A 24,778-nucleotide genomic window follows, 5' to 3' on the forward strand; every position below is an offset into this window, starting at 1 on the left:
TTAGGGGCAGGCTGCGTAGTAACGCTGACCGGCAGAGTTCTGATATACGCATTTACCGGACTGGGTCTGGCCGATGTAGTTGCCAGCCGCCGCACCGGCGAGACCGCCGATGATGGCGCCTTGCACCTTGTCGTCACCGCCGGAGACGGCAGCGCCTGTCGCGGCGCCCAAGGCTGCGCCTGTCAAAGCACCCTGATTGGACGTGGTGCCATCACAAGCGGCCAGACCGGCGATCATCGGAATTGCGATAAGAAACTTCTTCATGTCTTTCTCCCATGTTACTCATGTGCCAACGCAGGGGAAAAGGAAGATGTTCCCACGAAGGCGTTAAAATTTCAGAAAACTTTCATACGCTTCCGCGCAGGAGAATTTTCATCTCTGATGTCATGTTCGGGCAAGACAGGGACGTAGATAGCCGAAGGCCGCAGCGGGTCAACCGATGCGGCCTTCTTTCAAATCTGCCTTGCGGTTTTACGCCGAAGTAAAGACCCGGCCAAGCGCGCCCTCCACCGCCGTGATGATCTCATCAATGTCGTCGCGGGTGGCAATGAGCGCGGGCGAGAAACACAGCGTGTTGTTCTTGCCGGGCAGCGAGCGGTTGGTTGCCCCGATGATGACGCCTTGGGCCATACAGTCGCCCACCACGGCCTGAATGCGCTTTTCCTCCACCGGGGCACGGCTGTCGCGATCCGTCACCAGTTCCGCGCCGAGGAACAGCCCCTTGCCGCGCACATCGCCGATGATCTCATGTTTGTCGGCCAGCGCGTGCAACTGTTCCAGCATGTAGTTGCCCATGTTGGTGGTGTTCTCAAGCAAGCCCTCATCTTCGATGATGCGCATGTTTTCGATCCCTGCCGTCGGCCCTGCGGTGCAGCCGCCAAAGGTCGAAATGTCGCGGAAGTAGTTCAGCGGATCGCTGGCATCGTCCTTGAACATGTCAAAGACGGCGTCGGTGGTGACTAGGCAGGCGATGGCGGCATAGCCAGAGGCGACGCCTTTGGCCATGGTCACCATATCGGGCTGGATGCCGTAATGCTGATAGCCGAACCAGGTGCCGGTGCGGCCCACGCCGCAGACGACCTCGTCGATATGCAGCAGGATGTCGTATTTGCGGCAAATCTCCTGCACGCGCTCCCAATAGCCCTCGGGCGGGCAGATCACGCCGCCACCTGCGGTCACCGGCTCAAGGCAGAGCGCGCCGACGGTTTCCGGCCCTTCGGCGAGGATCACCTTTTCGATCTGATCCGCCGCCCAGACACCGTAGTTCTCTTGCGGCGCGCCGTCCTGCTCAAAGCTGCGATATTCAAGACAATGCGGCACGCGCACGAAACCCGGTGTGAAAGGCCCGTATTGCGCATTGCGCTCTTCCTGGCCGCCCGCCGACAGGCAGCCGATGGTGGTGCCGTGATAATCCCGGTCGCGGTAGAGGATCTTGTGCTTCTTGCCGCCATAGCGCTTATGGGCGATCTGGCGCACCATCTTGAAGGCTTTCTCATTCGCCTCGGAGCCGGAGTTGCAATAGTAGACGCGGTCGAGGCCGGGCATCTTGTCGAGCAGCTTTTCGGCGAAATGCGAGCCGGGGATGGAGCCTGCGGAGCCTGCGAAATAGTTCAGCTTGATCAATTGGTCGCGCACCGCATTGGCGATGCTTTCACGGCCATAGCCGACGTTCACCGTCCAGACCCCGCCAGAGACGGCGTCGAGGTGTTCCTTGCCGTTTTGATCCCAGACCCGGATGCCCTTGCCTTCGACGATGATGCGCGGGTCGGTGGTTTCATAGGGTTTGTGCTGGCTCAGGTGATGCCAGATATGCGCGCGGTCCGCTTCGACAACGCGGGAGATGTCATTCTCGTTGAAATTGCCGTCCATCGGATCAGACCTTTCTATGCGGGTGGGCGAACCCACGAATGAAGCCCCTGCGGGCGCGGGGTGTACAGCTATCACCTCACCGCAAATGCCGCGCCGCGCGTAGTGCCAGTTTGAATTGGTTATTAAGGCCAGCCGGAGGTGCTGATTTCTTTTAAAGAAATCAGGCCGGACTTTTTTGAAAAGTCCGAATTGAAAAAGCTGATCTGAAAAATCTGGCGGCCGCGTGCAGAAACGCCGGGGGGATGCCCCGGCGTTTGCCTTTACTTCGATTTCGGGCCGCCCTTGCCACCCTGTTTGCCGATTTTATTCGGCGGGGTGAAGCGTTTCGACGGATCGGAGGCGCGTTTATAAGACTTCTCGCCGCCGGGGGTGGTGGCCGAGGTGGTCGGTTTGCCCTTGCCCTTGCGCGGTGCCTCGCCCGCAGGCTTTTCCTTTTTCCACACCGCTTTCGCCTTGGGCTTTGGCGTCGCCCCGGGCTTCATCGGGCTGCGCTCGGTCTTATGCGACTTTGGCGGGCGTTCGCCCTTGGGGGCGCGGGGTTTGTCGAACTTGGGCTTATCGAAAGACGCCGCACCGGGGCCATCCGCCGCTTTGGCGCGGGGTTTGCGCGGGGCGGGGGCCGCGTCGGGGTCATAGCTGTCGCGCGGCGGGCGCGGGCGCCGGTCGCGGTCGCCCTTGTAGCCGCCGCCGGGTTTCGGGCCGCGTTTGCCCGCAGGTTTCGGGCCACGCGCCAGATCGGGCGCGCGGTCAAGCTGTGTCAGCACCGCGCCGTCTTCCAGCTTCATATCACCGCCAAGCGCCGCAAGCAGACCGGGCACGGAGGTCTCCAACACTTCGACAAAACTGTGGCTGCCCTGCACGCGGATCGCGCCGATGTCGTCCTTGGTCAGATCACCCCGGCGGCAGAGCATCGGCAGCAAGGTGCGCGGCTCGGCCCCATCGTTGCGACCGGTGGAGATCGAGAACCAGATCGATTTGCCGAAGGCCGGGCGCGGCTTGTCGTCACCGGGCGCGCCGGGTTCGGCCAGTTCTTCCGGCGCCGATTGGCGCGCGCGGTAGAGATTGACGAAGGCGGTGGCCAGTTGCTCTGCGCTGAATTGCTCGACCAGATTGGCAACAAAGCCTTCGGCGTCTTCGGGGATCGGGTCGGACCATGCCGGATCGGCCAGCAGGCGCGCCTCATCCGCGGCATTCACTTCGGCAGCGGAGGGCGGGGCGGCCCATTCGACTTTCAGCTTGGCGCCACCAATCAGCCGGTTCGCCTTGCCGCGCAGTTTCGCAGGCACGATCAGCGCCGAAACCCCCTTGCGCCCGGCACGGCCGGTGCGGCCCGAGCGGTGCAGCAGCGTGTCGGAGTTGCTGGGCAGATCGGCGTGGATCACCAGTTCGAGGTTCGGCAGGTCGATCCCGCGCGCGGCGACATCGGTGGCGATGCAGACCCGGGCGCGCCCGTCGCGCAGCGCCTGCAACGCGTTGGTGCGCTCGGACTGTGTCAGCTCGCCCGAGAGCGCCACGACCGAGAAACCGCGGTTGGTGAAACGCGTGGTCAGCCGTGCCACGGCTGCACGGGTGTTGCAGAACACGATGGCGTTCTTGGCCTCATAGAAGCGCAGCACGTTGATGATCGCGTTCTCGGTGTCGCGCGGGTGGACGTTGAGCGCGCGGTACTCGATATCGCTGTGCTGTTTGGTCTCGCCCACGGTGGTGATGCGCTGCGCGTCACGCTGGTAGGATTTCGCGAGTTTCGCAATGGCGGCGGGCACGGTGGCCGAAAACAGCAGCGTGCGGCGCTCTTCGGGGGATTCCGACAGGATGAACTCAAGGTCTTCGCGGAAACCGAGGTCGAGCATCTCATCCGCTTCATCCAGCACCACCGCGCGGATCGCCTCAAGGTTGATGTTGTTGCGTTTGATGTGGTCACAGAGCCGGCCCGGCGTGGCGACGACGATATGCGCGCCCCGGTCGAGCGCACGGCGCTCGGTGCGGGTGTCCATGCCGCCGACGCAGGTGGTGACCACCGCGCCCGCTTTGCCGTAAAGCCATGTCAGCTCGCGGCTGACCTGCATGGCAAGCTCGCGGGTCGGCGCGATGATCAGCGCCAGCGGGGCGCCGGCGGGGCCGAAATGGCCGTCGTCCCCCAAAAGCGTCGGCGCGATGGCAAGGCCAAAGCCCACCGTCTTGCCCGACCCGGTCTGGGCCGAGACCAGCAGGTCGCTGTCGGCAAGCGCGGGGTCTGTGACGGCCTCCTGCACGGCGGTAAGTGTTTCATAACCCTGCTGGGCAAGGGCATCGGCAATAGTCTGGATCACGAAGGCTGTCCTGTCTTGAACGTTTGTGCGGGGGGCGGGCACGTGGTGCTACCAGCCACGGCAAAGGAATCCGACCGTCGGTAGAGGGTCAGAGGTGGAATGTACATGGGGGTTTTGGGGGGGAATGTCACCCTTTTTACCGGTCTGGTGGCTTTGCTGGCCTGAATGGGCGGGGAAATGCCGTCTGATCCCCCTCACATCTCAGTCAGGCCAATGGTGCCTGCGGGCGGGTTCGGTTAGCTATATCCAAAGCGAAAAGAGAGAGTGAGGCAATCTGGTGCAAGGCGATCTGCCCCTGACGCGGGATCTGGTGCTGGTGGGGGGCGGCCATGCCCATGCGCTGGTGCTGCGCAAATGGGGGATGGACCCGCTGCCCGGCGCGCGGCTGACGGTGATCAACCCCGGCCCGACAGCCCCCTATACCGGGATGCTGCCCGGTCATATCGCCGGCCACTATGAACGCGATGCGTTGGAGATCGATCTGATGCGCCTCTGCCGCCATGCCGGGGCGCGGCTGATCTTGGGCAAGGCCATAGGCATCGACCGCGCCGCACGTGAGATCATGGTCGAGGGGCAGGGCGCCCTGGGCTATGACGTGGCCTCATTCGATGTGGGCGTCACCTCTGACATGGGCTTGCCGGGATTTGCCGAACATGCGGTCGGGGCCAAACCGCTGAACATCTATGCTGAGCGTTGGCGCGCGTTTTTGGCGGCGGTGAAGGCGGGGCAGCAGCCGCCCGAGGTGGCGGTGATCGGCGGCGGTGTCGCGGGCTGCGAATTGGCGATGGCAATGGCTTTCGCGCTGCGCGCGGCGGGGGCGCAGCCTGCTGTGACACTGGTGGAACATGGGCCGCAACTGTCCGGCATGGCCCCCCGGACCGAGGCCATGGTGCGGCGGCGCATGGCGGATTTGGGGGTGAGACTGGCGCTTGATGCCAAGGTCACCCGGGTCACCCGCAGCGAGGTGATCTTGGCGGATGGCTCCCCGATCGCCGCCGCGCTTTGCGTCGGCGCGGCGGGGGCGGTGCCGCAGGGTTGGCTCGCGCAGACGGACTTGCCGCTGCATGAGGGGTTCATCCGGGTCGGGGCCGATCTGGGTGTGCTGGGTGATCCGGCGCTTTTCGCGGTGGGCGACTGCGCCCATATGGAGGCCACCCCGCGGCCCAAGGCCGGTGTCTTTGCCGTGCGCGCGGCGCCGGTACTGCATGACAATCTGCGCGCCGCGCTGAGCGGCGGCGCGCGGCGGGCGTTCAAGCCGCAGACGCAATATCTCAAGCTGATTTCTCTGGGCGGGAAAGCCGCCGTGGCCGAGCGCAATGGGCTCGCCGTCAGCGGCGCGCTGCTGTGGCAGTGGAAGGACCGGATCGACCGGAAGTTCATGGACCAGCTTGATGATCTGCCCGCGATGCAGAGCGACGCGCCGGCCGGCCCCATGGCCTTGGGCCTGCCGGAGGCGCTGGCGGGCAAGCCGCTCTGCGGCGGTTGCGGGGCCAAGGTGGGCGGCGCGGTGCTGGGGGAGTTGCTGGCTCAGGTGTGCCCCCCGGTGGCGGGCGATGTCGTCACCGGCGCAGGCGATGATGCGGCTATCCTGCGGCAGCCGGGCGGCGGCTTTCAGGTGCTGAGCACGGACCACCTGCGCGGTTTTATCGAAGACCCGGCGCAGATGACACGGATCGCGGCGGTCCATGCTTTGGGCGATATCTGGGCGATGGGGGCCAAGCCGCAGGTCGCGTTAAGCTCTATTATCCTGCCGCGCATGGCGCCGGCGTTGCAGGCCCGCACCCTGCGCGAGATCGCGGGGGCGGCGCAGGATGTCATGGCGGCCGCCGGGGCGCAGATCGTCGGCGGCCATACGACCATGGGCGCAGAACTGACCATTGGTTTCACGGTCACCGGCACGCGCACCGAGGTGCCGCTTGGCGTCGGCGGCGCGCAGCCGGGCGATCTCTTGCTGCTCACCCGGCCCATCGGGTCGGGGGTGATCCTTGCCGGTCATATGGCGGGGAGCGCGCCAGGGCGGGTCGTGGCCGAGGCGCTGCGCCGCATGGCCACACCGCAGGCGCGGGAGGCGGAGATACTGGCGAATGCCCATGCCATGACGGATGTAACGGGCTTTGGCCTCGCCGGGCATGTGCAGGCGATCTGCCGTGCCTCGGGGCTGGCGGCAGAGCTTTGGGGCGGCGCGGTGCCGCTTTACCCCGGTGCGCAGGCGCTGTCGGATCAGGGGGTGGCCTCGTCGCTCTTGCCGATCAATCAAGCGGATGCGCCGATCCGTGCGGCGGGTCCGGTGAACCCGCTCTTGCATGATCCGCAGACCGCTGGGGGGCTGCTGGCGGCTCTGCCAGACGCGGCGGCAAAGGCAGCACTGGCGCGGCTGGAGGCGGCAGGGCTTGAGGGCCATATCATCGGGCGGTTGGCGACAGGCGCCCCGTCTATGCGTCTGCGTTGAAACGGGTGTGCAACGCCGCGGCGGTCTCGGCCAATGTGGGCTCATCGAGATCGCGCAGCGACAGCCGCGCAACCGGCGCGGGGTTGCGGCTGGCGGCTTTGGCATAGCGCGGGTCATAGTGCTGGCCGATCAGCGCTTCGGCAAGGCTGGCCCAATCGCCCGCGCGGGCTTGCGCCAGCCATGCGGTGAGGGTCTCTCCACTGTGATAGGGGCGCAACCTGTCAATGCGTGTTTCGAGCAGGCTGGGGGTGGCCGTCAGATCGTCATAGGCCCGGCAAAGGAAATGCGCCCGCGCGGCGAGCGGGGCGGTGATCTCGACCCGCGGCGCGGCGCTCATCACGGACCAGAGCGCGGGGGGCAGGGTGCAATCCCCGATCTTGCTGCTTTCAGCCTCGACCCATGTCACCCGCGCCGGATCGAGCGCGCCGAGCCGTTGCGCGAGCCCTGTCTCGAACATCTTCTGCGGCGGCTGCCCGCCCTTCATGGCGCCGAACAGAGAGCCGCGGTGCTGCGCCAGACCTTCAAGGTCCAGCACCTGCGCGCCGGTCTCGGCCAGATGGTGCAGCAGCCGGGTCTTGGCGGTGCCGGTGCCGCCTTCGATCAGCATCAAACGGTGCGGCAGCGGTCGGGCATAGAGCGTCTCGACAACCAGCCGCCGATAGCTGCGATAGCCGCCGCGCAGCAGCTGCACGCGCCAGCCGATCTGATCGAGGATGGTGGAAAAGGCGCCGGAGCGTTGCCCGCCGCGCCAGCAATAGACCAGCGGCTGCCAACTGCCGTTTTTGTCGGCCAATGCCCCCTGCAAATGCCGCGCGGTGTTCTGCGCCACCAGCGCCCCGCCTATTTTTCGGGCGTCAAAGGGGCTGACCTGTTTGTAGATCGTGCCGACCTCGGCCCGTTCCGCATCCGACAGCACCGGCAGGTTGATGGCCCCGGGCAGATGGTCCTCGGCATATTCCGCAGGGGCGCGCACGTCGATGATCGTATCGACATTGAGCGTGGCGAGGTCCGACAGGGCGGTGAGGGTGCAGGGGGTCATCTGGGGTTCCGGCAAAGCCCCGCGCACCGTGACTGGGCGCGAGGCAATGGCTCAGGCCTTGGCGGCGATCACCAGCACTTCGACCAGATAGTCCGGCGTGGCGAGTTTGGATTCGCCGCAGGCGCGGGCTGGCGCATGGCCTTCGGGCACCCAAGCGTCCCAAACGTCGTTCATCGCCGCGAAATCGGCCATATCGGCCAACCAGATGGTGGATTGCAGGATGCGGGTCTTGTCGCTGCCCACTTCGGCCAACAGGGCGTCGACCTTATCAAGGCAGTCCTGCGTCTGGGTGGCGACATCCGCGCCCGCCGTGCCGACCTGCCCGGCAAGGTAGATCACATCGCCATGTTCGACGATCTGGCTCATGCGGGTGTTGCTGTGGTGGCGTTTGATCTCGGTCATTCTGTCTCTCCTTTGACGTCGAAAGGGTTGTGGCAGCTTTGCGAGAGGGAGGCCAGATCAAAGCCCGCGGTTCAGGCTTTCTCGACCTTTCCGCCCTCTTTTGGGCCGCCCGCTTTCTCCCATCCGCCGAAACCATCCTTCAGATGCGCCGCGTCAAAGCCCATGTCTTGCAGCGTCGCCACCGATATGGCCGAGCGCCAGCCCGAGGCGCAGTGAAAGACGAACTTCTTGTCCTGGGCAAAGATGTCTTTGAAGTAAGGGCTGTCGGGATCGACCCAGAACTCCAGCATGCCGCGGGGGCAGTGAAAGGCACCGGGGATGAACCCGGTGCGCTCGCGTTCGCGGGGGTCACGCAGGTCGACGAATTGCACGTCTTCGTCGTCCAGCATGGCGATGGCCTCAGCGCTGTCGATCTCTTCAATCCGGGCACGGGCCTCGGCGACCATTTGGGCGGCGGTTTTCTTGAGGGCCATCGGGGTCTTCTCCTTACAATTGGTTCAGCAGGTCCGGCGTCGGCCAGCCATCGACGGGGCGCCCAAGGCGGGCCTGTTCCTCGCGCACGGCGGCACGGGTGCCGGAGCCGAGGATGCCGTCAATCTCGCCCACATCATAGCCCTTGGCCTGTAGTTTTCGTTGCAGGGACTTCATCGCCTCGCCCTCCAGCCCCGGCGCGGGATTGCCGGCGTCGAAAACCTGCGCGCCGTCCAGCCGGGTGGCGAAATAGGCGGCGGTCATGACGTAGGTGAAGCTCTGGTTCCACTCGAAATAGACGCGGAAGTTCGGGTAGGCGATGAACGCCGGCCCGCCGCGCCCCTGCGGCAGCAGGACAGAGGCGGTGAGCCCCTCGGCCAGTTGCCCACCGCGCGGGGTCACGCCCATGGCCTGCCATGCGCTGACCGGTTTGGTGGTTTCCAACCCGGTTTGCGACCAGTCGAAATCCTCCGGCAATGACACTTCCGCCAGCCAAGGCTCGTTCGCGCGCCAGCCGAGGCTTTGCAGCATCTTGCCGCCCGACATCAGCGCATCGGGGACCGAGGTTTTCAGTGAGACCTTGCCATCGCCATCCCCGTCGACACCGTTTTCGATGATGTCACGAGGCAGCATTTGCACCATGCCGATCTCCCCGGCCCAGGCGCCCGTGGTGGTGTCGGGGTCGAACTCGCCGCGTTCAAACAGGTCCAGCGCGGCAAAGAGCTGCGGGCGGAACAATTCGGGGCGGCGGCAGTCATGCGCCAGCGTGGCCAGCGCGTTGGCGGTGTTGAAATCCCCCTGAAACGCGCCGTAATCGGTTTCGAACGCCCAGAAGGCCAGCAGCACAGCGCGGCTGACACCGTAGTCGGCTTCGACCCGATCAAAGATGGCGTCATATTTCTCGGCATTGGCGCGGCCCCGGTTGATCCGGTCGCTGGAAATCAGGTGGCGCGAAAATTCGACGAAGGGTTTTTGAAACACCCCCTGCGCCCGGTCCGCGCGCAGCACGGCCTCGTCCTGGCGCAGGCCGTCAAAGAAACGCGTGGCGGTGGCAGGATCGGTGCCCTTGGCCACGGCTTCGGCCTTGGCATCCGCGATAAAACTGGAGAAGTCGCCGCCACAGGCTGTTTCGGCAGGGGCTGTTTGGGCCGGGGTTGTTTCAGCATGGGCGGTGGCGGGCAGGGTCAGGGCCGCAAGGGCGGCGGCTAGAAAATAGGGGCGCATAGATATCCTCTTGGTCACAGACAGGCCAGAACTAGGGCGATTGCCCACATCACCAACCATGCCTGCCAGAGGCGGGTGATGGCGGCATCGATCGCCCGTGGCCCGATGACGCGCGCCCCCGCGCCGTGGACCCAAGCGAACTGCTGCAATTGCCCATCATAGGCGCGCGGACCTGCGAGGGCCACACCCGTGGCCCGTGCCATGGCGGCTTCCGGCCAACCGGCATTGGGCGAGCGGTGCAGCGCCGCATCTGCGCGGATCTCGCGCCACTGGTGCAGCACACCGCCGGGCAGGGCGATGAGCAGGGCGGTCAACCGGGCCGGCGCGAGGTTCATCAGGTCGTCCATCCGCGCCGCGGCCCAGCCGAAATCGGCGTGGCGCGCTGTGCGGTAGCCGATCATACTGTCGGCGGTGTTGACGATCTTATAGACCAGCAGCCCCGGCAGGCCGGCCAGCAGGAACCAGAAGGCGGGCGCGATGATCCCGTCGCTGAGGTTTTCCGCCCCGCTTTCGATGGCCGAACGTGCCACGGCGTCTTCGGTCATCTCGGCGGTGTCGCGGCTGACGATCATCGCCACGGCACGGCGCCCGGCGGCGAGGGACTGGCGCAGCCCATCGGCCACGGCGCGGACATGTTCGACCAAGGACCGCTGCGCCAGCAGGATGGCGGCGAGCAGAATCTCGATGAGCGGGCCGAGCAGGCTCAGCGCCCAGCCGAGACCTGCCGCCCCGAGCATCAGCGCCAGCAGCAGCGCCACACCCTTGGCGTGCCGGGCCTGGCCGTGGTTGAACCGGCGGTCCCCCCAGCCGATCAGCCGGCCCATCAGCACGGCGGGATGGGGCAGGCGGCGCCAGAGCCAGTCCGGCTCGCCAAAGGCCGCGTCAAGCAGCATGGCCAGCACAAGAATCGCGGCGGTGCTCATGCCAGCGCTTGCGTTAACCGCGCCCAGCCGTCGGCGGCGGGCAGCCCAAGGCGCAGCCAGCGCCGGTTATAGGGGAAGACGCGGGTCCAAATTTGGTGCCGGGCGAGGCGGGTCTGCCAGTGCCGCGCGTCGTCAACCTCATAGAGCCGGAAGAGCGGCGTGCCCCCGACGATCTGAGCGCCGGCACCGGTCATCACGGCGTCGAGCCTTTCGGCATCTGTCGCCAGCCGCGCCCGCGTCGCCTCGGCCCAATCCCGATCCCGCAGCGCCGCCGCGCCGATATGCAGGGCCGGGCCGCTGACCGGCCATGGGCCGAGCATCTGCCGAAGCGCTGCGACCAAGGCAGGATCGCCGATGACAAAGCCGAGCCGCAGCCCGGCCAGCCCCCAGAACTTGCCGAAGCTTTTCAGGATCAGCGTGCCGGGGGTCGCGGCCTGCGCCATGAGCGTGGCGTCAGGGGTGATGTCGCAGAAACTCTCGTCAATGATGCTGAGCGGCGCGCGCGTCTCTGCCGCCTGCCAGAGCCGCCCATCGGGGTTGTTGGGGTGGACATGGACAGCGGCCTCTGTCTCGCCTGCGTCGACCACCTGCCAGCCACACCCGGCAAAGCTGGCGGCGTGTTCGTTGTAGGTCGGGCCGGGGATGCGCACGCGGCCCGGCGCGGCGAGCGCCGGGATGCGGGCGATGGCCGAGGAGGCGCCGGGGACGGCGAGCAGGGCGGCCCCCTCGGGCACCTGCCAGAAACTGCGGGCGGCCTCCTCCATCGCGCTTTGCGCCGCGGCGTCGGGCAGGGCGTTCCAGGCGTCGGCGGGGATCACGGGGACCTTGTAGGGCTGCGGGTTGATCCCGGTGGAAAGGTCCATCCACGCCGCCCGCTGCCCGCCGAAACGCGCCGCTGCCGCATCGACGCCGCCGCCGTGGTCCCGCTCGTCTGGCTGTTGCATGATGATCCCCCTGCCGTTGCTGCGGTGAAAGCGTAAAAGGGCTGCGCGTTCAAGCGCCTTCCGCAAGGCAGGGGGGAGGTTTAGCCGCGCCCATGCGGGGCGTCGAAATCCAGCACCGGGTTGATCGGGATGATGCGGTTTGGGTTAATCGTGTCGTGGCTGTAGTGGTAATGCCGCACGATATGGTCAAAGTTCACCGTCTCGGCCACGCCCGGCTGCTGATAAAGCGCGCGTGTATAGGCCCAGATATTGGGGTAATCCACGATCCGCCTGCGGTTGCATTTGAAATGCAGGTGATAGACCTTGTCGAACCGCACCAGCGTGGTGAAGAGCCGCCAGTCGGCCTCGGTCATCTTGTCGCCGGCGAGGTAGCGGTTGCGCGACAGAAGGTCTTCGATCCAATCCAGCGTGTCAAAGAGCGGATGCACCGCCGCGTCATAGGCCGCTTGCGAAGTGGCGAAACCGGCCTTGTAGACGCCGTTGTTGACCTCGTCATAGACCCGGGCGTTGACCGCGCCGATGCGCGCCCGCAGGGGCTTGGGATAGTAATCATCGCTGTTGCCGGTGATACCGTCGAAGGCGCTGTTGAACATGCGGATGATCTCGGCAGATTCGTTGCTGACGATGGTCTCGCGCTCTTTGTCCCACAGGATCGGAACGGTGACGCGGCCTGTGAAACTCGGGTCGGCGCGGGTATAGATGTCGCGGGCAAAGGGCAGATCGAAAAGCCGGTCGCCGGTGGCGGCGGGGAAATCCCGGTCAAAGGTCCAGCCTTCGCCCAGCATGTCGGGATGCACGACAGAGACGTCGATATGGTCCTGCAGCCCTTTCAACCGGCGAAAGATCAAGGTGCGATGCGCCCAGGGGCAGGCCAGGCTGACATAGAGGTGATAGCGCCCTGATTCTGCCTTGAAACCGCCTTCGCCGCTCGGCCCGGCGCTGCCATCGGCGGTCACCCAGTTGCGGAACTGTGCCTCGCTGCGTTCGAATTTGCCGCCCGAGGATTTGGTGTCATACCATTTGTCCTGCCATTTTCCGTCGACCAAAAGGCCCATGTTGTTCTCCTTTTCGCGTTTGAGGGTAGATTTAGGGGGCGGACCAAGCGCCGCCAATCTTCACCTCCGCGCAGGACCTCTGCGCAGATGCAGGCTGCCGCCATGTCATCTAATATTAACTTGAAAATCCCACAGTTTACGTCAGCCTATAGGCATCATTTGGGGGCTACTCATGGAAGAATTTCTGTCTAAGGAAATACAGGCGGGGCTGGCGGCAGCGCGGCGCGAAAGCCTGCGCAAAGCATCGCGGCTGCGGCTTGAGGTTGATGGTGACGTGCATCGGGTGCTGGCCCTGTGGAAGACGGGTTTCTCCATCGCCGCCGAAGATGCGCCGCGCCTGCGCGGGTTGGTGGACCTCTATGACGGGGGCGTGCATCTGTTCCAGTGTTTGATCGTCGCGGGCGAAGAGGAAGACGGCGAAATGCGCTATGAGTTCAAACGCGCCACCGCTGTAGCCGACCGCGCGGCGCTGGATTTTGAACTCGCCTCTGACGCGCCGGCGGCGTTGATCGAGGATGGCCGCCGGGCCTGAAGGTCGCGCGCAGGGCAAGAGGTTCTGCCCTGCGCATCCGCGCATCTACTGTAAATCGCCAAAGGCTTCGGTCAGCCGCGCGCCGGCTTCCTGAACCCGCGCACGTGGCGTGGCGAGGTTGAAGCGCAGATAGTTTTCCCCCCCGGTGCCGAAGCTGGCGCCGTGGTTGGTGGCAATGGCCGCGGTCTTCTCGACCCGCTCGATGAATTCCGCCTGTTCCATCCCGGTGCCGGAGAAGTCGACCCAAGCGAGATAAGTGGCCTCCAGCGGCATGGATTGCAGCCCGGGAATCGCGTTCACGGCCTTGTCGAACACCCGGCGGTTGCCGTCGAGATAGGCGATCAACTCGTCAAGCCAGGCGGCCCCTTCGGGCGAATAGGCTGCCGTCGCCATGATCAGCCCGAAGGAATTGGGCGAACTGCCCATCGCGGCCATCCGCTGGGCGAAACGCGCGCGCAGTTCCGGATCATGGATGATGACATTGCCGACATGGCTGCCCGCCATGTTGAAGGTCTTGGTGGTGGCGGACATCATCACCAGACGGTCTTCGATCCCGTCGATATGCGCCATCGGAATGTGTTTCTGCCCCGGCATCACCAGATCATGGTGGATTTCATCGGAGACCACCACCAGATCATGCCGTTTGGCGAAATCCGCGACGCCCTGCAGTTCCTCACGGCTCCAGACCCGCCCGCCGGGGTTATGCGGGGAGCAGAGGATGACCATTTTCTCATCGCCCGAGAGCAGGGCGTCATAGGCGTCGAAATCCATCTCGTAGCGGCCCGAAACATTGGTCAGCGGGCATTCCACCACGCGCCGCTTGGCCGCGTTAATCACGCGGGCAAAGGCGTGATAGACCGGGGTGAACAGAACCACACCATCGCCGGGTTGGGTGAAAGCGTCGATGCACATCGCCGTGCCGTTCACCAAGCCATGGGTGGAAAAGATCGCATTGGCGTCGACTTTCCAGCCGTGGCGGTGCTCCATCCACCACTGGATCGCGGCAAGGTATTTGCTGTCGTCGCCGTAATAGCCATGCACGCCGTGGTCGATCTGGGCTTGCAGTGCGTCCTGCACCACCTGTGGCGGGCGGAAATCCATGTCGGCCACCCACATGGCGATGCCGGTGTCGGCGGGCACCCCATAGACCGCTTCCATCTTGTCCCATTTCGCACAATGGGTGCCGCGCCGGTCGATAATCTCGTCAAAGCTCATGCTGGTCTCTCCTGATATTGCGGCCAAGCTAACGGCTGTCGCAGAGGCTGCAAGCCCCCGGTTGCGCGATGCCCGGGCATGGCCTAAATGATCGGGATGAAACGCCCGATCCTTTTGCACCCCGACCCCCGGCTCAAGAAAACCGCAGCCCCTGTCGCTGACCTCAGCGATGAGCTGCGCCAGTTGGGCGATGATATGTTGGCCACCATGTATGACGCGCCGGGCATCGGCCTTGCGGCGCCGCAGGTCGATGTGCTGAGCCGCGTGATCGTGCTTGATTGCGTCAAGGAAGAGGGCGAGGCGCCGCGTCCGCTCTTGATGTTCAACCCCGAGATCGTGGCCGCATCGGAGGAGCTGAACACCTATGAAGAAGGCTGCCTGAGCATCCCCGAGCAATTCGCCGATGTGACCCGCCCGGCGGAGGTTGAAGTCCGCTGGCTGGACCGCGACGGGAACGAGCAGCAGGAAGCCTTTGACGGGCTTTGGGCGACCTGTGTGCAGCATGAGATCGACCACCTTAACGGGAAGCTCTTTATCGACTATCTGAAACCGCTGAAACGCCAGATGATCACCCGCAAAATGGTAAAGCTGAAACGCGAGTTGGCCCGAGGATGAGCCTGTTGGAGATTGTCCGCTGGCCCGATCCGCGACTGGCCGAGACCTGTGCGCCGGTTGCAGAGATCACGCCGGAGATCGAAAAGCTGGCGGCCGATATGTTGGAAACCATGTATGCCGCCCCGGGCCGAGGTCTCGCCGGGCCGCAGGTCGGGGCGATGCTGCGGATTTTCGTGATGGATGCGGGCTGGAAAGAGAAAAAATCCGACCCGCTGGTCTGTATCAACCCGATGTTTCAGGAAATCGGCGAAGAGCGCGTCACCAATACCGAAGGCTGCCTCAGCATCCCCGGCATTAGCACCGATATCTCGCGCCCCGCACAGGTGCAGATGGTCTGGACCGGGGTGAACGGGGGCCGCTATGTGCAGAGCTTTGAGGGCGCCGCCGCCTTGATCGCGCAGCATGAAATGGATCACCTGGATGGCGTGGTGACCTTTGACCACCTCGACGCGGAGACCCGCGCTGCCAAGATTGCGGAGTATGAAGCCCAATGACCCTGCGCCGCTATGTGCCTTGGCCCGACAAACGTCTGCGCAGCCCCGCTGCGCCGATCGACGCGGTGACGGATGAGATCCGCAGCCTTTGGGATGATATGATCGAAACGATGGACGCGATGCCCGGCGTCGGCCTTGCCGCGCCGCAGATCGGGGTAATGTTGCAGGTCGCGGTGGTCGATGCCTCCGAGGCGCGCAACAAACGTATCCGACTGGCGAACCCGGTGATTATCGACGCCTCTGCCGTGCTGCATCCTTACGAGGAAGCCAGCCCGAACCTGCCCGGTTTCAGCGCCGTGATCCGCCGCCCGCGCGGCGTCAAGGTGCGCTTTCTGGATGAGACGGGCGCAGAAGTCGAGCGCGATTTCGTCGGGCTGGAGGCCGTGAGCGTGCAGCACCAGATCGACCATCTGGCGGGCAAGATGTATTTCGACAACCTCAGCAAAACCAAGCGCGACATGCTGTTGCGCAAGGCCCGCAAGGCAAACGGCTGACCGCCCAGAGGGGCCGGGCCGTCAGGAGGAACGCGATGCGATTGATCTTTATGGGCACGCCGGAGTTTTCGGTGCCGGTTCTGGATGCGCTGGTGCAGGCCGGGCATGACATTCGCGCGGTCTATTGCCAGCCGCCGCGCCCTGCCGGTCGAGGCAAGAAGCCGCGCCCCAGCCCGGTGCAGCAGCGCGCCGAGACGCTTGGGCTGCTGGTGCGGCATCCGGTGTCGTTGAAACATCCCGACACGCAGGAAGAATTTGCCGAGCTTGAGGCCGAAGCGGCGGTGGTGGTGGCCTATGGGTTGATCCTGCCGCAGGCGATTCTGGACGCGCCGCAACATGGCTGTTTGAACATCCACGCGAGCCTCTTGCCGCGCTGGCGCGGGGCGGCGCCGATCCAGCGGGCGATCATGGCCGGCGACGAAAAGACCGGGGTCTGCATCATGCAGATGGAAGCGGGGCTCGACACCGGGCCGGTGCTGCTTTGCGAAGAGACCGAGATCGGCGCGGCGGAGACCACGGCGGAACTGCATGATCGGCTGAGCGGCATCGGCGCGCTGGCGATCAACAAGGCGCTGGCGCAGCTCACTGACCTTACTCCTGAGGCGCAGCCCGCAGAAGGGGTGACCTATGCCGCCAAGATCGACAAGGCCGAGGCGCGGATCGACTGGACGCGCCCGGCGGTTGAGGTGGATCGGCTGATCCGGGGCCTGTCGCCCTTTCCCGGCGCCTGGTTTGAGATCGACGGGCAGCGGGTCAAGGTGCTGGGCTCGGTGCTGGATGACGGAGACGGCGCGCCGGGCGCGGTGCTTTCAGACGATTTGCGGGTGGCCTGCGGCGCCGGGGCCGTGCGGCTGACGCGTTTGCAAAAAGCGGGCAAGGGCGCGCAGGATGCGGATGTGTTCCAGCGCGGTGCGCAGATCGCGGTGGGGGCGAACCTCAGCCACGGTTGACTGCTCAGCTTTTGGGCGGGGTGCTTTTGTAGACCGGCAGATGCCAGCCGAAATAGAGCGACCCGGCCCGCAGCACCCATGTGGTGACGGCGCAGGCCAGCAGCGGGTAGAGCGTGCCCTCGGTATAGGGGGCGAGCAGCACGGCCATGGCAGCACCCGACAGGGCCGCAGAAGCGTAGAGCTCGCCCTGGGTCAGCACCAGCGGCAATTGACCCACCACCACATCGCGCATCAGCCCGCCCATACAGCCGGTGATCATGCCCATGACGATGATGATCGGGGCGGATTGCTCTTGCGCCATGGCGACACCGACCCCCGCCGCCACGGCGACGGCCAGCGCCAGACTGTCGAGCCAGATCAGCGCGCGATAGCGGCTTTCGAGCAGATGGGCGGTGAAAAAGACCACCAGGGCTGCGGTGATGGCGACGCCCAACATACTCGGGGTTTCGATCCAGAAGATCGGGTTGCGGTCGAGCAGCAGGTCCCGGATCGTGCCGCCGCCGACGGCGGTGAGACAGGCGATGAAAGCAAAGCCGACGATATCGAGCTGCGCCCGGCTGGCGACCAATGCGCCGGTGATGGCAAAGACCAAAACGGCGGCATAGTCGAGCAGGGCCAGCAGCGTCACTTTTTCGCGCCCGGTTTGAAGGGCGCCATGCCCGCGCGGGCCAGTTCATCGGCGCGTTCGTTCTCGGGGTGGCCGGCATGGCCCTTGACCCATTTCCACGTCACATTGTGCCGCGCATTGGCCGCATCCAGCCGCTGCCAAAGCTCGGCGTTTTTCACAGGCTTCTTGGCCGCGTTCTTCCAGCCGTTTTTCTTCCAGCCGTAAATCCAGCCGGTGATGCCGTTTTTGACGTAGTTGCTGTCGGTCACCAGCGTGATCTCGGTCGGGCGGCTCAGCGATTCCAGCGCCGAGATCGCGGCCATCAGTTCCATGCGGTTGTTGGTGGTTTGCGCCTCGCCGCCCTTTAACTCGCGCTCCTTGACGATCTTTTCGCCCTCCATGGCGCGCATCAACACGCCCCAGCCGCCGGGGCCGGGATTGCCCGAGCAGGCTCCGTCTGTATAGGCATAAAGGTCTGGCATGTCGGCTCCCGTCGCGGTTTCAACGCGGTTTAGGCGGCTGGCGCGCGGCGGTCAATCAGGCGGGTTGGCGCAACACGCGGGGCACTTTGAACTCGACATTTTCCTGCGCGGTCTCGACCAGTTCGGTGGTCACGTCATAGCGGGCTTTGAAGGCGTCGATCACCTCGTTGATCAGCACTTCTGGGGCCGAGGCGCCTGCAGTGATGCCGATGCTGCCGATGCCTTCGAGCGCGCGCCAGTCGATATCATCGGCGCGTTGCACCAGTTGCGCATAGGCGCAGCCCGCCCGGGCGCCGACTTCGACCAGACGTTTGGAGTTCGAGGAATTCGGCGCGCCCACCACCAGCATGGCGTCGCATTTCGGCGCCATGGCCTTGACCGCCTCCTGACGGTTGGTGGTGGCGTAGCAGATGTCTTCTTTATGCGGGCCGATGATGGCGGGGAAGCGCGCTTGCAACGCTGCGACGATATCGGCGGTGTCATCGACGCTGAGCGTGGTCTGGGTGACATAGGCGAGCCGCGTCTCATCGCGCACATCGACCGTTGCGACATCCTCCGGGGTTTCGACCAGAAGCACATCACCTTCGGGCAACTGCCCCATGGTGCCGATCGTCTCGGGGTGGCCCGCATGGCCGATCATGATGATCTGGAGGCCCGCATCCGCGTGGCGCTGCGCCTCGATATGAACCTTGGAGACCAGCGGGCAGGTGGCATCGACATAGATCATATTGCGCGCCTGCGCGGCGCTTGGCACGGATTTCGGCACGCCATGGGCCGAGAAGATCACCGGGCGGTCATCGGGGCATTCCGACAGTTCCTCGACAAAGATCGCGCCCTTGTCGCGCAGCCCGTCGACGACGAATTTATTATGCACGATCTCATGGCGCACATAGACCGGCGCGCCCCATTTTTCGAGCGCCATTTCCACGATCTTGATCGCCCGGTCCACACCTGCACAGAACCCGCGCGGCGCGGCAAGATAGAGGGTCAGGTTGGGCTTGGTCATGGCTGGTCTCCGGGTGGCTTGGCGCAGAGGTAAGGGCTTGGGGGCGGTTCGTCTACCCGTCAGACTTCTTGCCAGCGCCTTTCTGCGGTGCGCCATGCACAAGGGCTGCCGCCTGGGCGCGGTTGCGGATGCCCAGCTTGCGGTAGCCGGATTTCGCATAGTCCGAGACGGTATGCACCGACAGATTGCAGCGATCGGCGGTTTCCTGGCGGCTGTAGCCATGGGCGAGCAGATTCACCACCTCCGATTCCCGGGGGCTGAGCTTGTCAAAGGCCGCGGGGTGGGCCGACAGGGGCAGGGGGGTCGTATTGGTCAGGTCCTCGATCCGCCGATGCATCAGCAGGCAGAACAGGCGCAATTCCTCCGCGATGTCGTGAAAGCGCTGCTCAAAGCTGTCGGCATCCATCGCATTGCCGATGATAAAACCGCCGAAACGCTCCGACCCTTGCAAGCGCATGGGCACCGCAAAGGCGGCATTCAACCCATGCTGGGCGGCATGGGTGATGAACTTATGCTCCGCCGCGGTGACCTCCGGGTAATGATGGACGAAAGCCTTGCCGATGGTGAGAACCTCATAACGGTTGCACAGGTGGTGCAGGAACGGGTCCTTTTCGGGCGGCAGTTCGCTGTAGAGATCGGGGATCGTGCAGCGCAATTGGGCTGCCTGAAAATTCGCATCGACGCTGATGTGGACCGCATGCGCCAAGCCGACTTTGCGCAGGGCGGCCACCAATCCCTGCCAAAGAGTGTCGATATCTTCTATCTGCTCAAGCTTTACTGCGGCGTCGACCAGCATTCTGGCTCCTTTGGCCCCCCTTTCTCGGGGGATCGAATGTCATTAGGCAGATATGCTATGTTTAAATCAAGGGGAACGCATGGGAACATGTGCTGTATTGTAATTTCCCTGGGGTATTTGAATCATTTCACAGGTCAGGGACGCTCAGCGTCGCTGACCTGTTATTTGTAAGCTGGGCGAGAGGTCGCGGTTCGGGGTCGGTCCCGGCAAAGCCGTTGTGCCTGCTTTGACGGATGTAGTGCTAAATGGGGCAGCGTCGTGCCGCATGATCAACTGTTGGCGGGTTCCGCCGGTTCGCGCGGGGGGCGGCCTATGACATCGCGCAGATCGTCGAGATCGATGAAGTTATCCGCTTGGCGGCGTAAATCGTCTGAGATCATCGGCGGTTGGCTGCGGATCGTGGACACCACAGAGACGCGCACGCCCTGGCGCTGCAGGCTTTCTACCAGCGGTCGAAAATCACCGTCGCCCGAAAAGAGCACGATGTGGTCGACACGCGGGGCCAGTTCCATCGCGTCCACCGCCAGTTCGATGTCCATGTCGCCCTTCACCTTTCGGCGGCCCATGCTGTCGGTATATTCCTTGGCCGGTTTGGTGACCATGCTAAAGCCGTTGTAGTTCAGCCAGTCGACGAGGGGGCGAATCGGTGAATATTCATCGTTCTCAAGCAGCGCCGTGTAGTAGAACGCCCTTAAAAGTTTCCCGCGGCGCATGAATTCTTGGCGCAGTAGTTTATAGTCTATGTCAAAACCGAGCGATTTTGCCGCCGCGTAGAGGTTGGAGCCGTCAATAAACAGCGCCAGACGCTCATCTTTGTAGAACATTCAATTATCCTTTCGGCTCACGTCGCCGCATTTTCCCAAAACCATCCTTGCTTGCCACTGTTTGACACAAGTCAGATAACCACAGTTGAACGCAGGCGTTTATTCTAACTAAGGTTTTCACAAGATGTCGCAAGAGTTAGCAAGCAAAGAACTCGGCAATAATGCGCACGTTCCCGTGCGCAGCATGCTTATAGCGCTTGGCGGAAACCTTACATCTTCCGTAGGTACGCCTCGGGAAACACTAACGGCCGCGTTGAAATATATGCAAACATCTGGCGCGGTGATTCGCGCCACGAGTCCATTCTACCACACTCCGGCCTTTCCCGCAGGTGCCGGGCCGGATTATGTGAATGCCGCCGTGCGGATCGAAGCGCCCTGGACCCCGGCCCAGGTCTTGGAGGTGCTGCACCGCATCGAAGCCCGGTTCGGGCGCGAGCGGACCCAGCGGTGGGGGCAGCGAACCCTTGATCTGGATTTGCTGGCGGTGGATGACATCGTCTTGCCGGACCGTAACACCCACAAGATATGGCGTGATTTGCCGCTTGAGGCCCAGATCGGGCGCACCCCGGACCAGTTGATCCTGCCGCACCCCCGGCTGCAAGACCGCGCCTTTGTGCTGGTGCCGCTGGCCGATGTGGCGCCCGATTGGGTGCATCCGCTGCTGAAAATGCCCGTGCGCGCACTGCTTGATGCCTTGCCGGCGCGGGATAAGGCCAGCGTGCGCCGCCTGTAATAGTGACTTGTAAATCTGCCCAAAGGCGCCTAAATAACGCACTTCTGGCAGCAAATGAGATATTGGAGGCTTCATGGCCCGCGTCACCGTCGAAGATTGTGTGGATAAGGTTCCGAACCGTTTCGAACTCGTTATGCTGGCTGCACATCGTGCCCGCGAGATTTCTGCCGGATCGCCGCTGACCGTTGACCGCGACAATGACAAGAACCCTGTCGTGTCGCTGCGCGAGATTGCGGAGGAAACGCAGTCCGCCGATGATCTGCGCGAACGTCTGATCGAGAGCAACCAGAGCCAGATCGAGGTTGATGAGCCCGAAGATGACGCCATGGCGCTTCTGATGGGGGCCGAGCAGGACAAGCCGGAAGAAGACAGCATGTCCGAAGAAATGTTGCTGCGCCAGTTGATGGCCGCCCAGGGGCAGGGTTAACCCCCGCGCCCCGGCCGGGGCCAAGAGGCAGATGGCATGAACAGCGCCGACATCACTGCCGATGATCTGATCGCCCTTGTTCAGGGCTACAATCCCCGAACCAATGAAACATTGATCCGCGCGGCGTTTGATTACGGCGCGCAGATGCATGAGGGCCAGTTCCGCCATTCCGGCGAGGCCTATTTTACCCATCCCGTTGCCGTCGCCGCGATCCTGACCGAGCAGCAGTTGGATGACGCCACGATCATCACCGCCCTGCTGCATGACACGATCGAGGACACCAAAGCCTCCTATACCGAAGTGCAGAGCCTGTTTGGCAGCGAGGTCGCCGAGCTTGTCGATGGGGTGACCAAGCTGACCAATTTGCAGCTGAACTCGACCGAGACCAAACAGGCCGAGAACTTCCGCAAGCTGTTCATGGCGATGTCGAAAGACCTGCGGGTGATCCTGGTCAAACTCGCCGACCGTCTGCACAACATGCGCACGATCAAATCGATGCGCCCCGACAAGCAGATCAAAAAAGCCCGCGAGACGATGGATATCTATGCGCCGCTGGCGGGGCGGATGGGCATGCAGTGGATGCGCGAAGAGCTGGAAGACCTCGCCTTTCGCGTGCTCAACCCCGATGCCCGGGCGTCGATCATCCGCCGTTTCATCACCCTGCAACGCGATACCGGCGATGTGATCCAGCGCATCACCGGCGACATGCGGGTCGAGTTGGAGAAGGCCGAGATCGAGGCCGAGGTCTTTGGCCGGGCCAAGAAACCCTATTCGATCTGGCGCAAGATGGAGGAGAAGGAGCAAAGCTTTTCGCGCCTGTCCGACATCTATGGCTTTCGCGTCATCACCGGCTCTGAGGAAGATTGCTACCGCACCCTTGGCGCCATCCACCGCCGCTGGCGCGCGGTGCCGGGGCGTTTCAAGGATTACATCTCTCAACCCAAGACCAATGGCTACCGTTCGATCCACACCACCGTGTCGGGGCGCGATGGCAAGCGGGTCGAGGTGCAGATCCGCACCCGCCAAATGCATGACGTGGCCGAGACCGGCGTGGCCGCGCATTGGTCCTACCGCGACGGGGTGCGCAGCCGGAACCCCTTTGCCGTCGATCCCGCCAAATGGATCAGCCAGCTGACCGAGCAATTCGACGCCGAGACCGACCATCAGGATTTTCTTGAGGCGGTAAAGCTCGAAATGTACGCGGATCAGGTGTTCTGCTTCACGCCCAAGGGCGATGTGGTGAAACTGCCGCGCGGGGCGACGCCGATTGATTTCGCCTATGCGATCCACACGCGGATCGGCAATGCCTGTGTCGGGGCCAAGATCGACGGCATGCGGGTGCCGCTTTGGACCCGGATCAAGAACGGCCAGTCGATTGAGATCACCACCGCGCAGGGCCAGACCCCGCAGGCGACATGGCTCGACATCGCCACCACCGGCAAGGCCAAATCCGCGATCCGCCGGTCCCTGCGCGAAGTCGACCGGGAGCGTTTCGTGAAACTCGGCCGCGAGCTGGCCCGCTCTGCCTTCAGCCAGGTCGGCAAGACGGTGACGGATAAGGTGCTGCGCACGGTGGCCAAGAACATGCGTTTGAACGGCCCCGATGAGGTGCTGGCGCGTCTGGGCAGTTCTGAGCTCACCGGGCGGGAAGTGGTCGAATCCGTCTATCCCGATCTGGCACCGCAAAAGGGCGACCAGATCGATGTGCGCCGTGCGGTGGTGGGGTTGGAGCCGGGCCAGAGCTTTGACCGCGCGCCCTGCTGCACGCCGCTGCCGGGGGAGCGGATCGTCGGCATCACCTTCCGCGGCAGGGGGGTGACGGTTCATGCCATCGATTGTGACCGCCTGTCGGAATACGAAGACCAGCCGGACCGATGGCTCGACCTGCGGTGGCACGATGGCAGCCACCCGGCGGTCTATACCAGCGGGCTTGATATCACCATTGGCAATGGCGCCGGGGTCTTGGGGCGGGTTTGCACCTTGATTGGCGAGGCTTCGGCCAATATCTCCAATCTTGAGTTTGTGGAACGCAAGCCTGACTTTTACCGTTTGCTGGTCTATGTGGACCTGCGGGACGTCACGCATCTGCATTCGCTGATGTCCACGCTCGAAGCGGAGAGCGAAGTTGCCGATGTCAGCAGGCACCGCAATATGAGCGCCGGGAAGAGTGCCGAAGAGCCCGCCTGACCCGGGCAGACGAAACGCCGAGACTGGACGAAAGAATTGATCTTCAAACGCCGCGATCCGAAACCGACCCTGCGCGCGCTGGCCGAGTTTCTGTGGCCGCGTGGCGGTTGGACGCGTGCGTTTCACTATGTCAAACACCGGATGCGCCGCCTGCCCGACAGTCCCGAGCGTATCGCGCGGGGCATCTGGGCGGGGGTTTTTACCACTTTCACCCCATTCTACGGCATGCATTTCGTCGTCGCGGCGCTGATTGCGCGGCTGATGCGCGGCAATATGCTGGCAGCCTTGATGGCGACCTTTTTCGGCAACCCGCTGACCTATGTGCCCATTGGCATCGCCGCCCTGCAGACCGGCCATTGGCTGCTGGGCGCGCCTGTGGCCGCGACCGAACACCGCTCCTTTGGCGGCAAGTTTCTGGACGCCGGGCGCGACTTACAGGAAAACTTCGTGGCGATCTTTACCGATGCAACCATGGATTGGAGCGGGCTGACGGTCTTTTTCCAACAGGTCTTCTACCCCTATCTGATCGGGGGTGTGTTGCCGGGGATGATCTGCGCCTCGATCGCCTATTACCTGTCGGTCCCGGTGTTGCGGGCCTATCAAAAGCGGCGGCGCGGCATGATCAAGGCCAAGTTTGAGGCGCTCAAACATAAGGCCGCGCAGAAGGCCGATGCCAAGCGGCACGCGGATTAACCGCAGGCTGCCCGCGCCGCGCTGCCTGAATCGCGCGC

General features: G+C 64.0%; 26 protein-coding genes. 10 read left to right on the forward strand and 16 right to left on the reverse strand.

The genetic code is table 11. From position 1 onward, the window contains the following. The 3 genes from AB4M76_RS15225 to AB4M76_RS15235 all read right to left on the reverse strand — a co-directional run bounded on the left by AB4M76_RS15225 (position 1) and on the right by AB4M76_RS15235 (position 4,178). Complete coding sequence (locus AB4M76_RS15225) at positions 1-264, reverse strand: glycine zipper 2TM domain-containing protein (protein WP_368442850.1); 264 nt, start codon at positions 262-264, stop codon at positions 1-3. A gap of 207 nt (positions 265-471) precedes the next feature. Further along, positions 472-1,869 (reverse strand): aspartate aminotransferase family protein, encoded by a 1,398-nt coding sequence (locus tag AB4M76_RS15230; protein ID WP_368442851.1) that lies wholly within the window; start codon positions 1,867-1,869, stop codon positions 472-474. A 260-nt stretch (positions 1,870-2,129) separates the two neighbouring features. Then, positions 2,130-4,178: a DEAD/DEAH box helicase gene (locus AB4M76_RS15235; protein ID WP_368442852.1), complete on the reverse strand. Its 2,049-nt coding sequence runs from the start codon at positions 4,176-4,178 to the stop codon at positions 2,130-2,132. Between the two features lie 274 nt (positions 4,179-4,452). Between AB4M76_RS15235 and selD the strand changes: the two genes are divergently transcribed. Continuing rightward, positions 4,453-6,627, forward strand: coding sequence for a selenide, water dikinase SelD (gene selD / locus AB4M76_RS15240; RefSeq protein ID WP_368443529.1), 2,175 nt, complete (start codon positions 4,453-4,455; stop codon positions 6,625-6,627). Here selD and mnmH read toward each other — a convergent pair. The 7 genes from mnmH to AB4M76_RS15275 form a co-directional block, all read right to left on the reverse strand. Beyond that, on the reverse strand, positions 6,611-7,666 hold the full coding sequence (gene mnmH, locus AB4M76_RS15245; RefSeq protein WP_368442853.1) for a tRNA 2-selenouridine(34) synthase MnmH: 1,056 nt from the start codon (positions 7,664-7,666) through the stop codon (positions 6,611-6,613). The two genes, selD and mnmH, sit on opposite strands and share 17 nt — an antisense overlap. Before the next feature lie 51 nt (positions 7,667-7,717). Then, positions 7,718-8,068, reverse strand: a complete 351-nt coding sequence (locus tag AB4M76_RS15250) for a RidA family protein (protein ID WP_368442854.1) — start codon at positions 8,066-8,068, stop codon at positions 7,718-7,720. 71 nt (positions 8,069-8,139) lie between these two features. Beyond that, entirely contained in the window at positions 8,140-8,541 is a 402-nt protein-coding gene (locus AB4M76_RS15255; protein ID WP_368442855.1) for a rhodanese-like domain-containing protein, read from the reverse strand. 13 nt (positions 8,542-8,554) lie between these two features. Then, on the reverse strand, positions 8,555-9,763 hold the full coding sequence (locus AB4M76_RS15260) for a lytic murein transglycosylase (protein WP_368442856.1): 1,209 nt from the start codon (positions 9,761-9,763) through the stop codon (positions 8,555-8,557). A gap of 14 nt (positions 9,764-9,777) precedes the next feature. Next, positions 9,778-10,686, reverse strand: a complete 909-nt coding sequence (cbiB, locus tag AB4M76_RS15265; protein WP_368442857.1) for an adenosylcobinamide-phosphate synthase CbiB — start codon at positions 10,684-10,686, stop codon at positions 9,778-9,780. After that, the gene (gene cobD, locus AB4M76_RS15270; protein WP_368442858.1) at positions 10,683-11,630 is read right to left on the reverse strand and encodes a threonine-phosphate decarboxylase CobD; all 948 of its coding nucleotides are present in this window, start codon (positions 11,628-11,630) and stop codon (positions 10,683-10,685) included. The genes cbiB and cobD overlap by 4 nt, the downstream gene beginning before the upstream one ends. A gap of 80 nt (positions 11,631-11,710) precedes the next feature. Continuing rightward, on the reverse strand, positions 11,711-12,685 hold the full coding sequence (locus AB4M76_RS15275) for a glutathione S-transferase family protein (RefSeq protein ID WP_368442859.1): 975 nt from the start codon (positions 12,683-12,685) through the stop codon (positions 11,711-11,713). A gap of 172 nt (positions 12,686-12,857) precedes the next feature. Here AB4M76_RS15275 and AB4M76_RS15280 point away from each other — a divergent pair, with 172 nt between their 5' ends. Continuing rightward, positions 12,858-13,217 (forward strand): hypothetical protein, encoded by a 360-nt coding sequence (locus tag AB4M76_RS15280; protein ID WP_368442860.1) that lies wholly within the window; start codon positions 12,858-12,860, stop codon positions 13,215-13,217. Positions 13,218-13,262: 45 nt separating this feature from the next. Here AB4M76_RS15280 and AB4M76_RS15285 read toward each other — a convergent pair whose 3' ends face one another. Continuing rightward, positions 13,263-14,432, reverse strand: coding sequence for a MalY/PatB family protein (locus tag AB4M76_RS15285; RefSeq protein ID WP_368442861.1), 1,170 nt, complete (start codon positions 14,430-14,432; stop codon positions 13,263-13,265). A 96-nt stretch (positions 14,433-14,528) separates the two neighbouring features. On the opposite strand from AB4M76_RS15285, the gene def (AB4M76_RS15290) reads away from it, so the two are divergent. The 4 genes from def (AB4M76_RS15290) to fmt are packed head-to-tail and all read left to right on the forward strand — an operon-like array spanning position 14,529 to position 16,985. Then, a complete protein-coding gene (def, locus tag AB4M76_RS15290; RefSeq protein WP_368442862.1) occupies positions 14,529-15,047 on the forward strand; it encodes a peptide deformylase in 519 nt (172 codons plus the stop codon). Then, positions 15,044-15,541: a peptide deformylase gene (def, locus tag AB4M76_RS15295; protein WP_368442863.1), complete on the forward strand. Its 498-nt coding sequence runs from the start codon at positions 15,044-15,046 to the stop codon at positions 15,539-15,541. The genes def (AB4M76_RS15290) and def (AB4M76_RS15295) overlap by 4 nt, the downstream gene beginning before the upstream one ends. Next, positions 15,538-16,035, forward strand: coding sequence for a peptide deformylase (gene def, locus AB4M76_RS15300; protein ID WP_368442864.1), 498 nt, complete (start codon positions 15,538-15,540; stop codon positions 16,033-16,035). Before def (AB4M76_RS15295) ends, def (AB4M76_RS15300) begins: the two co-directional genes overlap by 4 nt. Positions 16,036-16,070: 35 nt before the next feature. After that, positions 16,071-16,985, forward strand: a complete 915-nt coding sequence (gene fmt / locus AB4M76_RS15305; RefSeq protein ID WP_368442865.1) for a methionyl-tRNA formyltransferase — start codon at positions 16,071-16,073, stop codon at positions 16,983-16,985. 4 nt (positions 16,986-16,989) lie between these two features. On the opposite strand, the gene AB4M76_RS15310 is transcribed toward fmt, so the two are convergent. From AB4M76_RS15310 to AB4M76_RS15330, 5 genes are all read right to left on the reverse strand, one after another. Beyond that, entirely contained in the window at positions 16,990-17,613 is a 624-nt protein-coding gene (locus AB4M76_RS15310; RefSeq protein WP_368442866.1) for a trimeric intracellular cation channel family protein, read from the reverse strand. Then, positions 17,610-18,074 (reverse strand): ribonuclease HI, encoded by a 465-nt coding sequence (rnhA, locus tag AB4M76_RS15315; RefSeq protein WP_368442867.1) that lies wholly within the window; start codon positions 18,072-18,074, stop codon positions 17,610-17,612. Before rnhA ends, AB4M76_RS15310 begins: the two co-directional genes overlap by 4 nt. 55 nt (positions 18,075-18,129) lie before the next feature. Next, positions 18,130-19,080 (reverse strand): 4-hydroxy-3-methylbut-2-enyl diphosphate reductase, encoded by a 951-nt coding sequence (gene ispH / locus AB4M76_RS15320; RefSeq protein ID WP_368442868.1) that lies wholly within the window; start codon positions 19,078-19,080, stop codon positions 18,130-18,132. Positions 19,081-19,132: 52 nt separating this feature from the next. Beyond that, positions 19,133-19,876 carry a LuxR C-terminal-related transcriptional regulator gene (locus AB4M76_RS15325; RefSeq protein WP_368442869.1) on the reverse strand — a complete coding sequence of 248 codons (744 nt, stop codon included), beginning with the start codon at positions 19,874-19,876 and terminating at the stop codon, positions 19,133-19,135. A gap of 269 nt (positions 19,877-20,145) precedes the next feature. Beyond that, on the reverse strand, positions 20,146-20,700 hold the full coding sequence (locus AB4M76_RS15330) for an NYN domain-containing protein (RefSeq protein WP_368442870.1): 555 nt from the start codon (positions 20,698-20,700) through the stop codon (positions 20,146-20,148). 184 nt (positions 20,701-20,884) lie between these two features. On the opposite strand from AB4M76_RS15330, the gene folK reads away from it, so the two are divergent. From folK to AB4M76_RS15350, 4 genes are all read left to right on the forward strand, one after another. After that, positions 20,885-21,433 (forward strand): 2-amino-4-hydroxy-6-hydroxymethyldihydropteridine diphosphokinase, encoded by a 549-nt coding sequence (folK, locus tag AB4M76_RS15335; RefSeq protein WP_368443531.1) that lies wholly within the window; start codon positions 20,885-20,887, stop codon positions 21,431-21,433. A gap of 73 nt (positions 21,434-21,506) precedes the next feature. Next, entirely contained in the window at positions 21,507-21,860 is a 354-nt protein-coding gene (rpoZ, locus tag AB4M76_RS15340) for a DNA-directed RNA polymerase subunit omega (protein ID WP_174860665.1), read from the forward strand. A 36-nt stretch (positions 21,861-21,896) separates the two neighbouring features. Next, positions 21,897-24,047 (forward strand): bifunctional (p)ppGpp synthetase/guanosine-3',5'-bis(diphosphate) 3'-pyrophosphohydrolase, encoded by a 2,151-nt coding sequence (locus AB4M76_RS15345; RefSeq protein ID WP_368442871.1) that lies wholly within the window; start codon positions 21,897-21,899, stop codon positions 24,045-24,047. A gap of 36 nt (positions 24,048-24,083) precedes the next feature. Beyond that, on the forward strand, positions 24,084-24,740 hold the full coding sequence (locus AB4M76_RS15350) for a DUF2062 domain-containing protein (RefSeq protein ID WP_368442872.1): 657 nt from the start codon (positions 24,084-24,086) through the stop codon (positions 24,738-24,740). Positions 24,741-24,778 lie beyond the last annotated feature (38 nt).

The organism is Sulfitobacter sp. PS-8MA, assembly GCF_040933935.1.
GTDB lineage: Bacteria > Pseudomonadota > Alphaproteobacteria > Rhodobacterales > Rhodobacteraceae > Sulfitobacter.

Excerpts from the sequence above, each read along its gene's own strand:
- AB4M76_RS15260 (WP_368442856.1), bottom strand. The coding sequence starts at position 9,763 with ATGCGCCCCTATTTTCTAGCCGCCGCCCTTGCGGCCCTGACCCTGCCC.
- ispH (WP_368442868.1), bottom strand. The coding sequence starts at position 19,080 with ATGACCAAGCCCAACCTGACCCTCTATCTTGCCGCGCCGCGCGGGTTC.
- mnmH (WP_368442853.1), bottom strand. The coding sequence starts at position 7,666 with ATGACCCCCTGCACCCTCACCGCCCTGTCGGACCTCGCCACGCTCAAT.
- AB4M76_RS15225 (WP_368442850.1), bottom strand. The coding sequence starts at position 264 with ATGAAGAAGTTTCTTATCGCAATTCCGATGATCGCCGGTCTGGCCGCT.
- AB4M76_RS15345 (WP_368442871.1), top strand. The coding sequence starts at position 21,897 with ATGAACAGCGCCGACATCACTGCCGATGATCTGATCGCCCTTGTTCAG.
- AB4M76_RS15250 (WP_368442854.1), bottom strand. The coding sequence starts at position 8,068 with ATGACCGAGATCAAACGCCACCACAGCAACACCCGCATGAGCCAGATC.
- rpoZ (WP_174860665.1), top strand. The coding sequence starts at position 21,507 with ATGGCCCGCGTCACCGTCGAAGATTGTGTGGATAAGGTTCCGAACCGT.
- AB4M76_RS15285 (WP_368442861.1), bottom strand. The coding sequence starts at position 14,432 with ATGAGCTTTGACGAGATTATCGACCGGCGCGGCACCCATTGTGCGAAA.
- AB4M76_RS15280 (WP_368442860.1), top strand. The coding sequence starts at position 12,858 with ATGGAAGAATTTCTGTCTAAGGAAATACAGGCGGGGCTGGCGGCAGCG.
- AB4M76_RS15325 (WP_368442869.1), bottom strand. The coding sequence starts at position 19,876 with ATGCTGGTCGACGCCGCAGTAAAGCTTGAGCAGATAGAAGATATCGAC.
- def (WP_368442862.1), top strand. The coding sequence starts at position 14,529 with ATGAAACGCCCGATCCTTTTGCACCCCGACCCCCGGCTCAAGAAAACC.
- AB4M76_RS15255 (WP_368442855.1), bottom strand. The coding sequence starts at position 8,541 with ATGGCCCTCAAGAAAACCGCCGCCCAAATGGTCGCCGAGGCCCGTGCC.
- def (WP_368442864.1), top strand. The coding sequence starts at position 15,538 with ATGACCCTGCGCCGCTATGTGCCTTGGCCCGACAAACGTCTGCGCAGC.
- AB4M76_RS15330 (WP_368442870.1), bottom strand. The coding sequence starts at position 20,700 with ATGTTCTACAAAGATGAGCGTCTGGCGCTGTTTATTGACGGCTCCAAC.
- def (WP_368442863.1), top strand. The coding sequence starts at position 15,044 with ATGAGCCTGTTGGAGATTGTCCGCTGGCCCGATCCGCGACTGGCCGAG.
- AB4M76_RS15275 (WP_368442859.1), bottom strand. The coding sequence starts at position 12,685 with ATGGGCCTTTTGGTCGACGGAAAATGGCAGGACAAATGGTATGACACC.
- folK (WP_368443531.1), top strand. The coding sequence starts at position 20,885 with ATGCTTATAGCGCTTGGCGGAAACCTTACATCTTCCGTAGGTACGCCT.
- cobD (WP_368442858.1), bottom strand. The coding sequence starts at position 11,630 with ATGCAACAGCCAGACGAGCGGGACCACGGCGGCGGCGTCGATGCGGCA.
- rnhA (WP_368442867.1), bottom strand. The coding sequence starts at position 18,074 with ATGCCAGACCTTTATGCCTATACAGACGGAGCCTGCTCGGGCAATCCC.
- AB4M76_RS15230 (WP_368442851.1), bottom strand. The coding sequence starts at position 1,869 with ATGGACGGCAATTTCAACGAGAATGACATCTCCCGCGTTGTCGAAGCG.
- cbiB (WP_368442857.1), bottom strand. The coding sequence starts at position 10,686 with ATGAGCACCGCCGCGATTCTTGTGCTGGCCATGCTGCTTGACGCGGCC.
- fmt (WP_368442865.1), top strand. The coding sequence starts at position 16,071 with ATGCGATTGATCTTTATGGGCACGCCGGAGTTTTCGGTGCCGGTTCTG.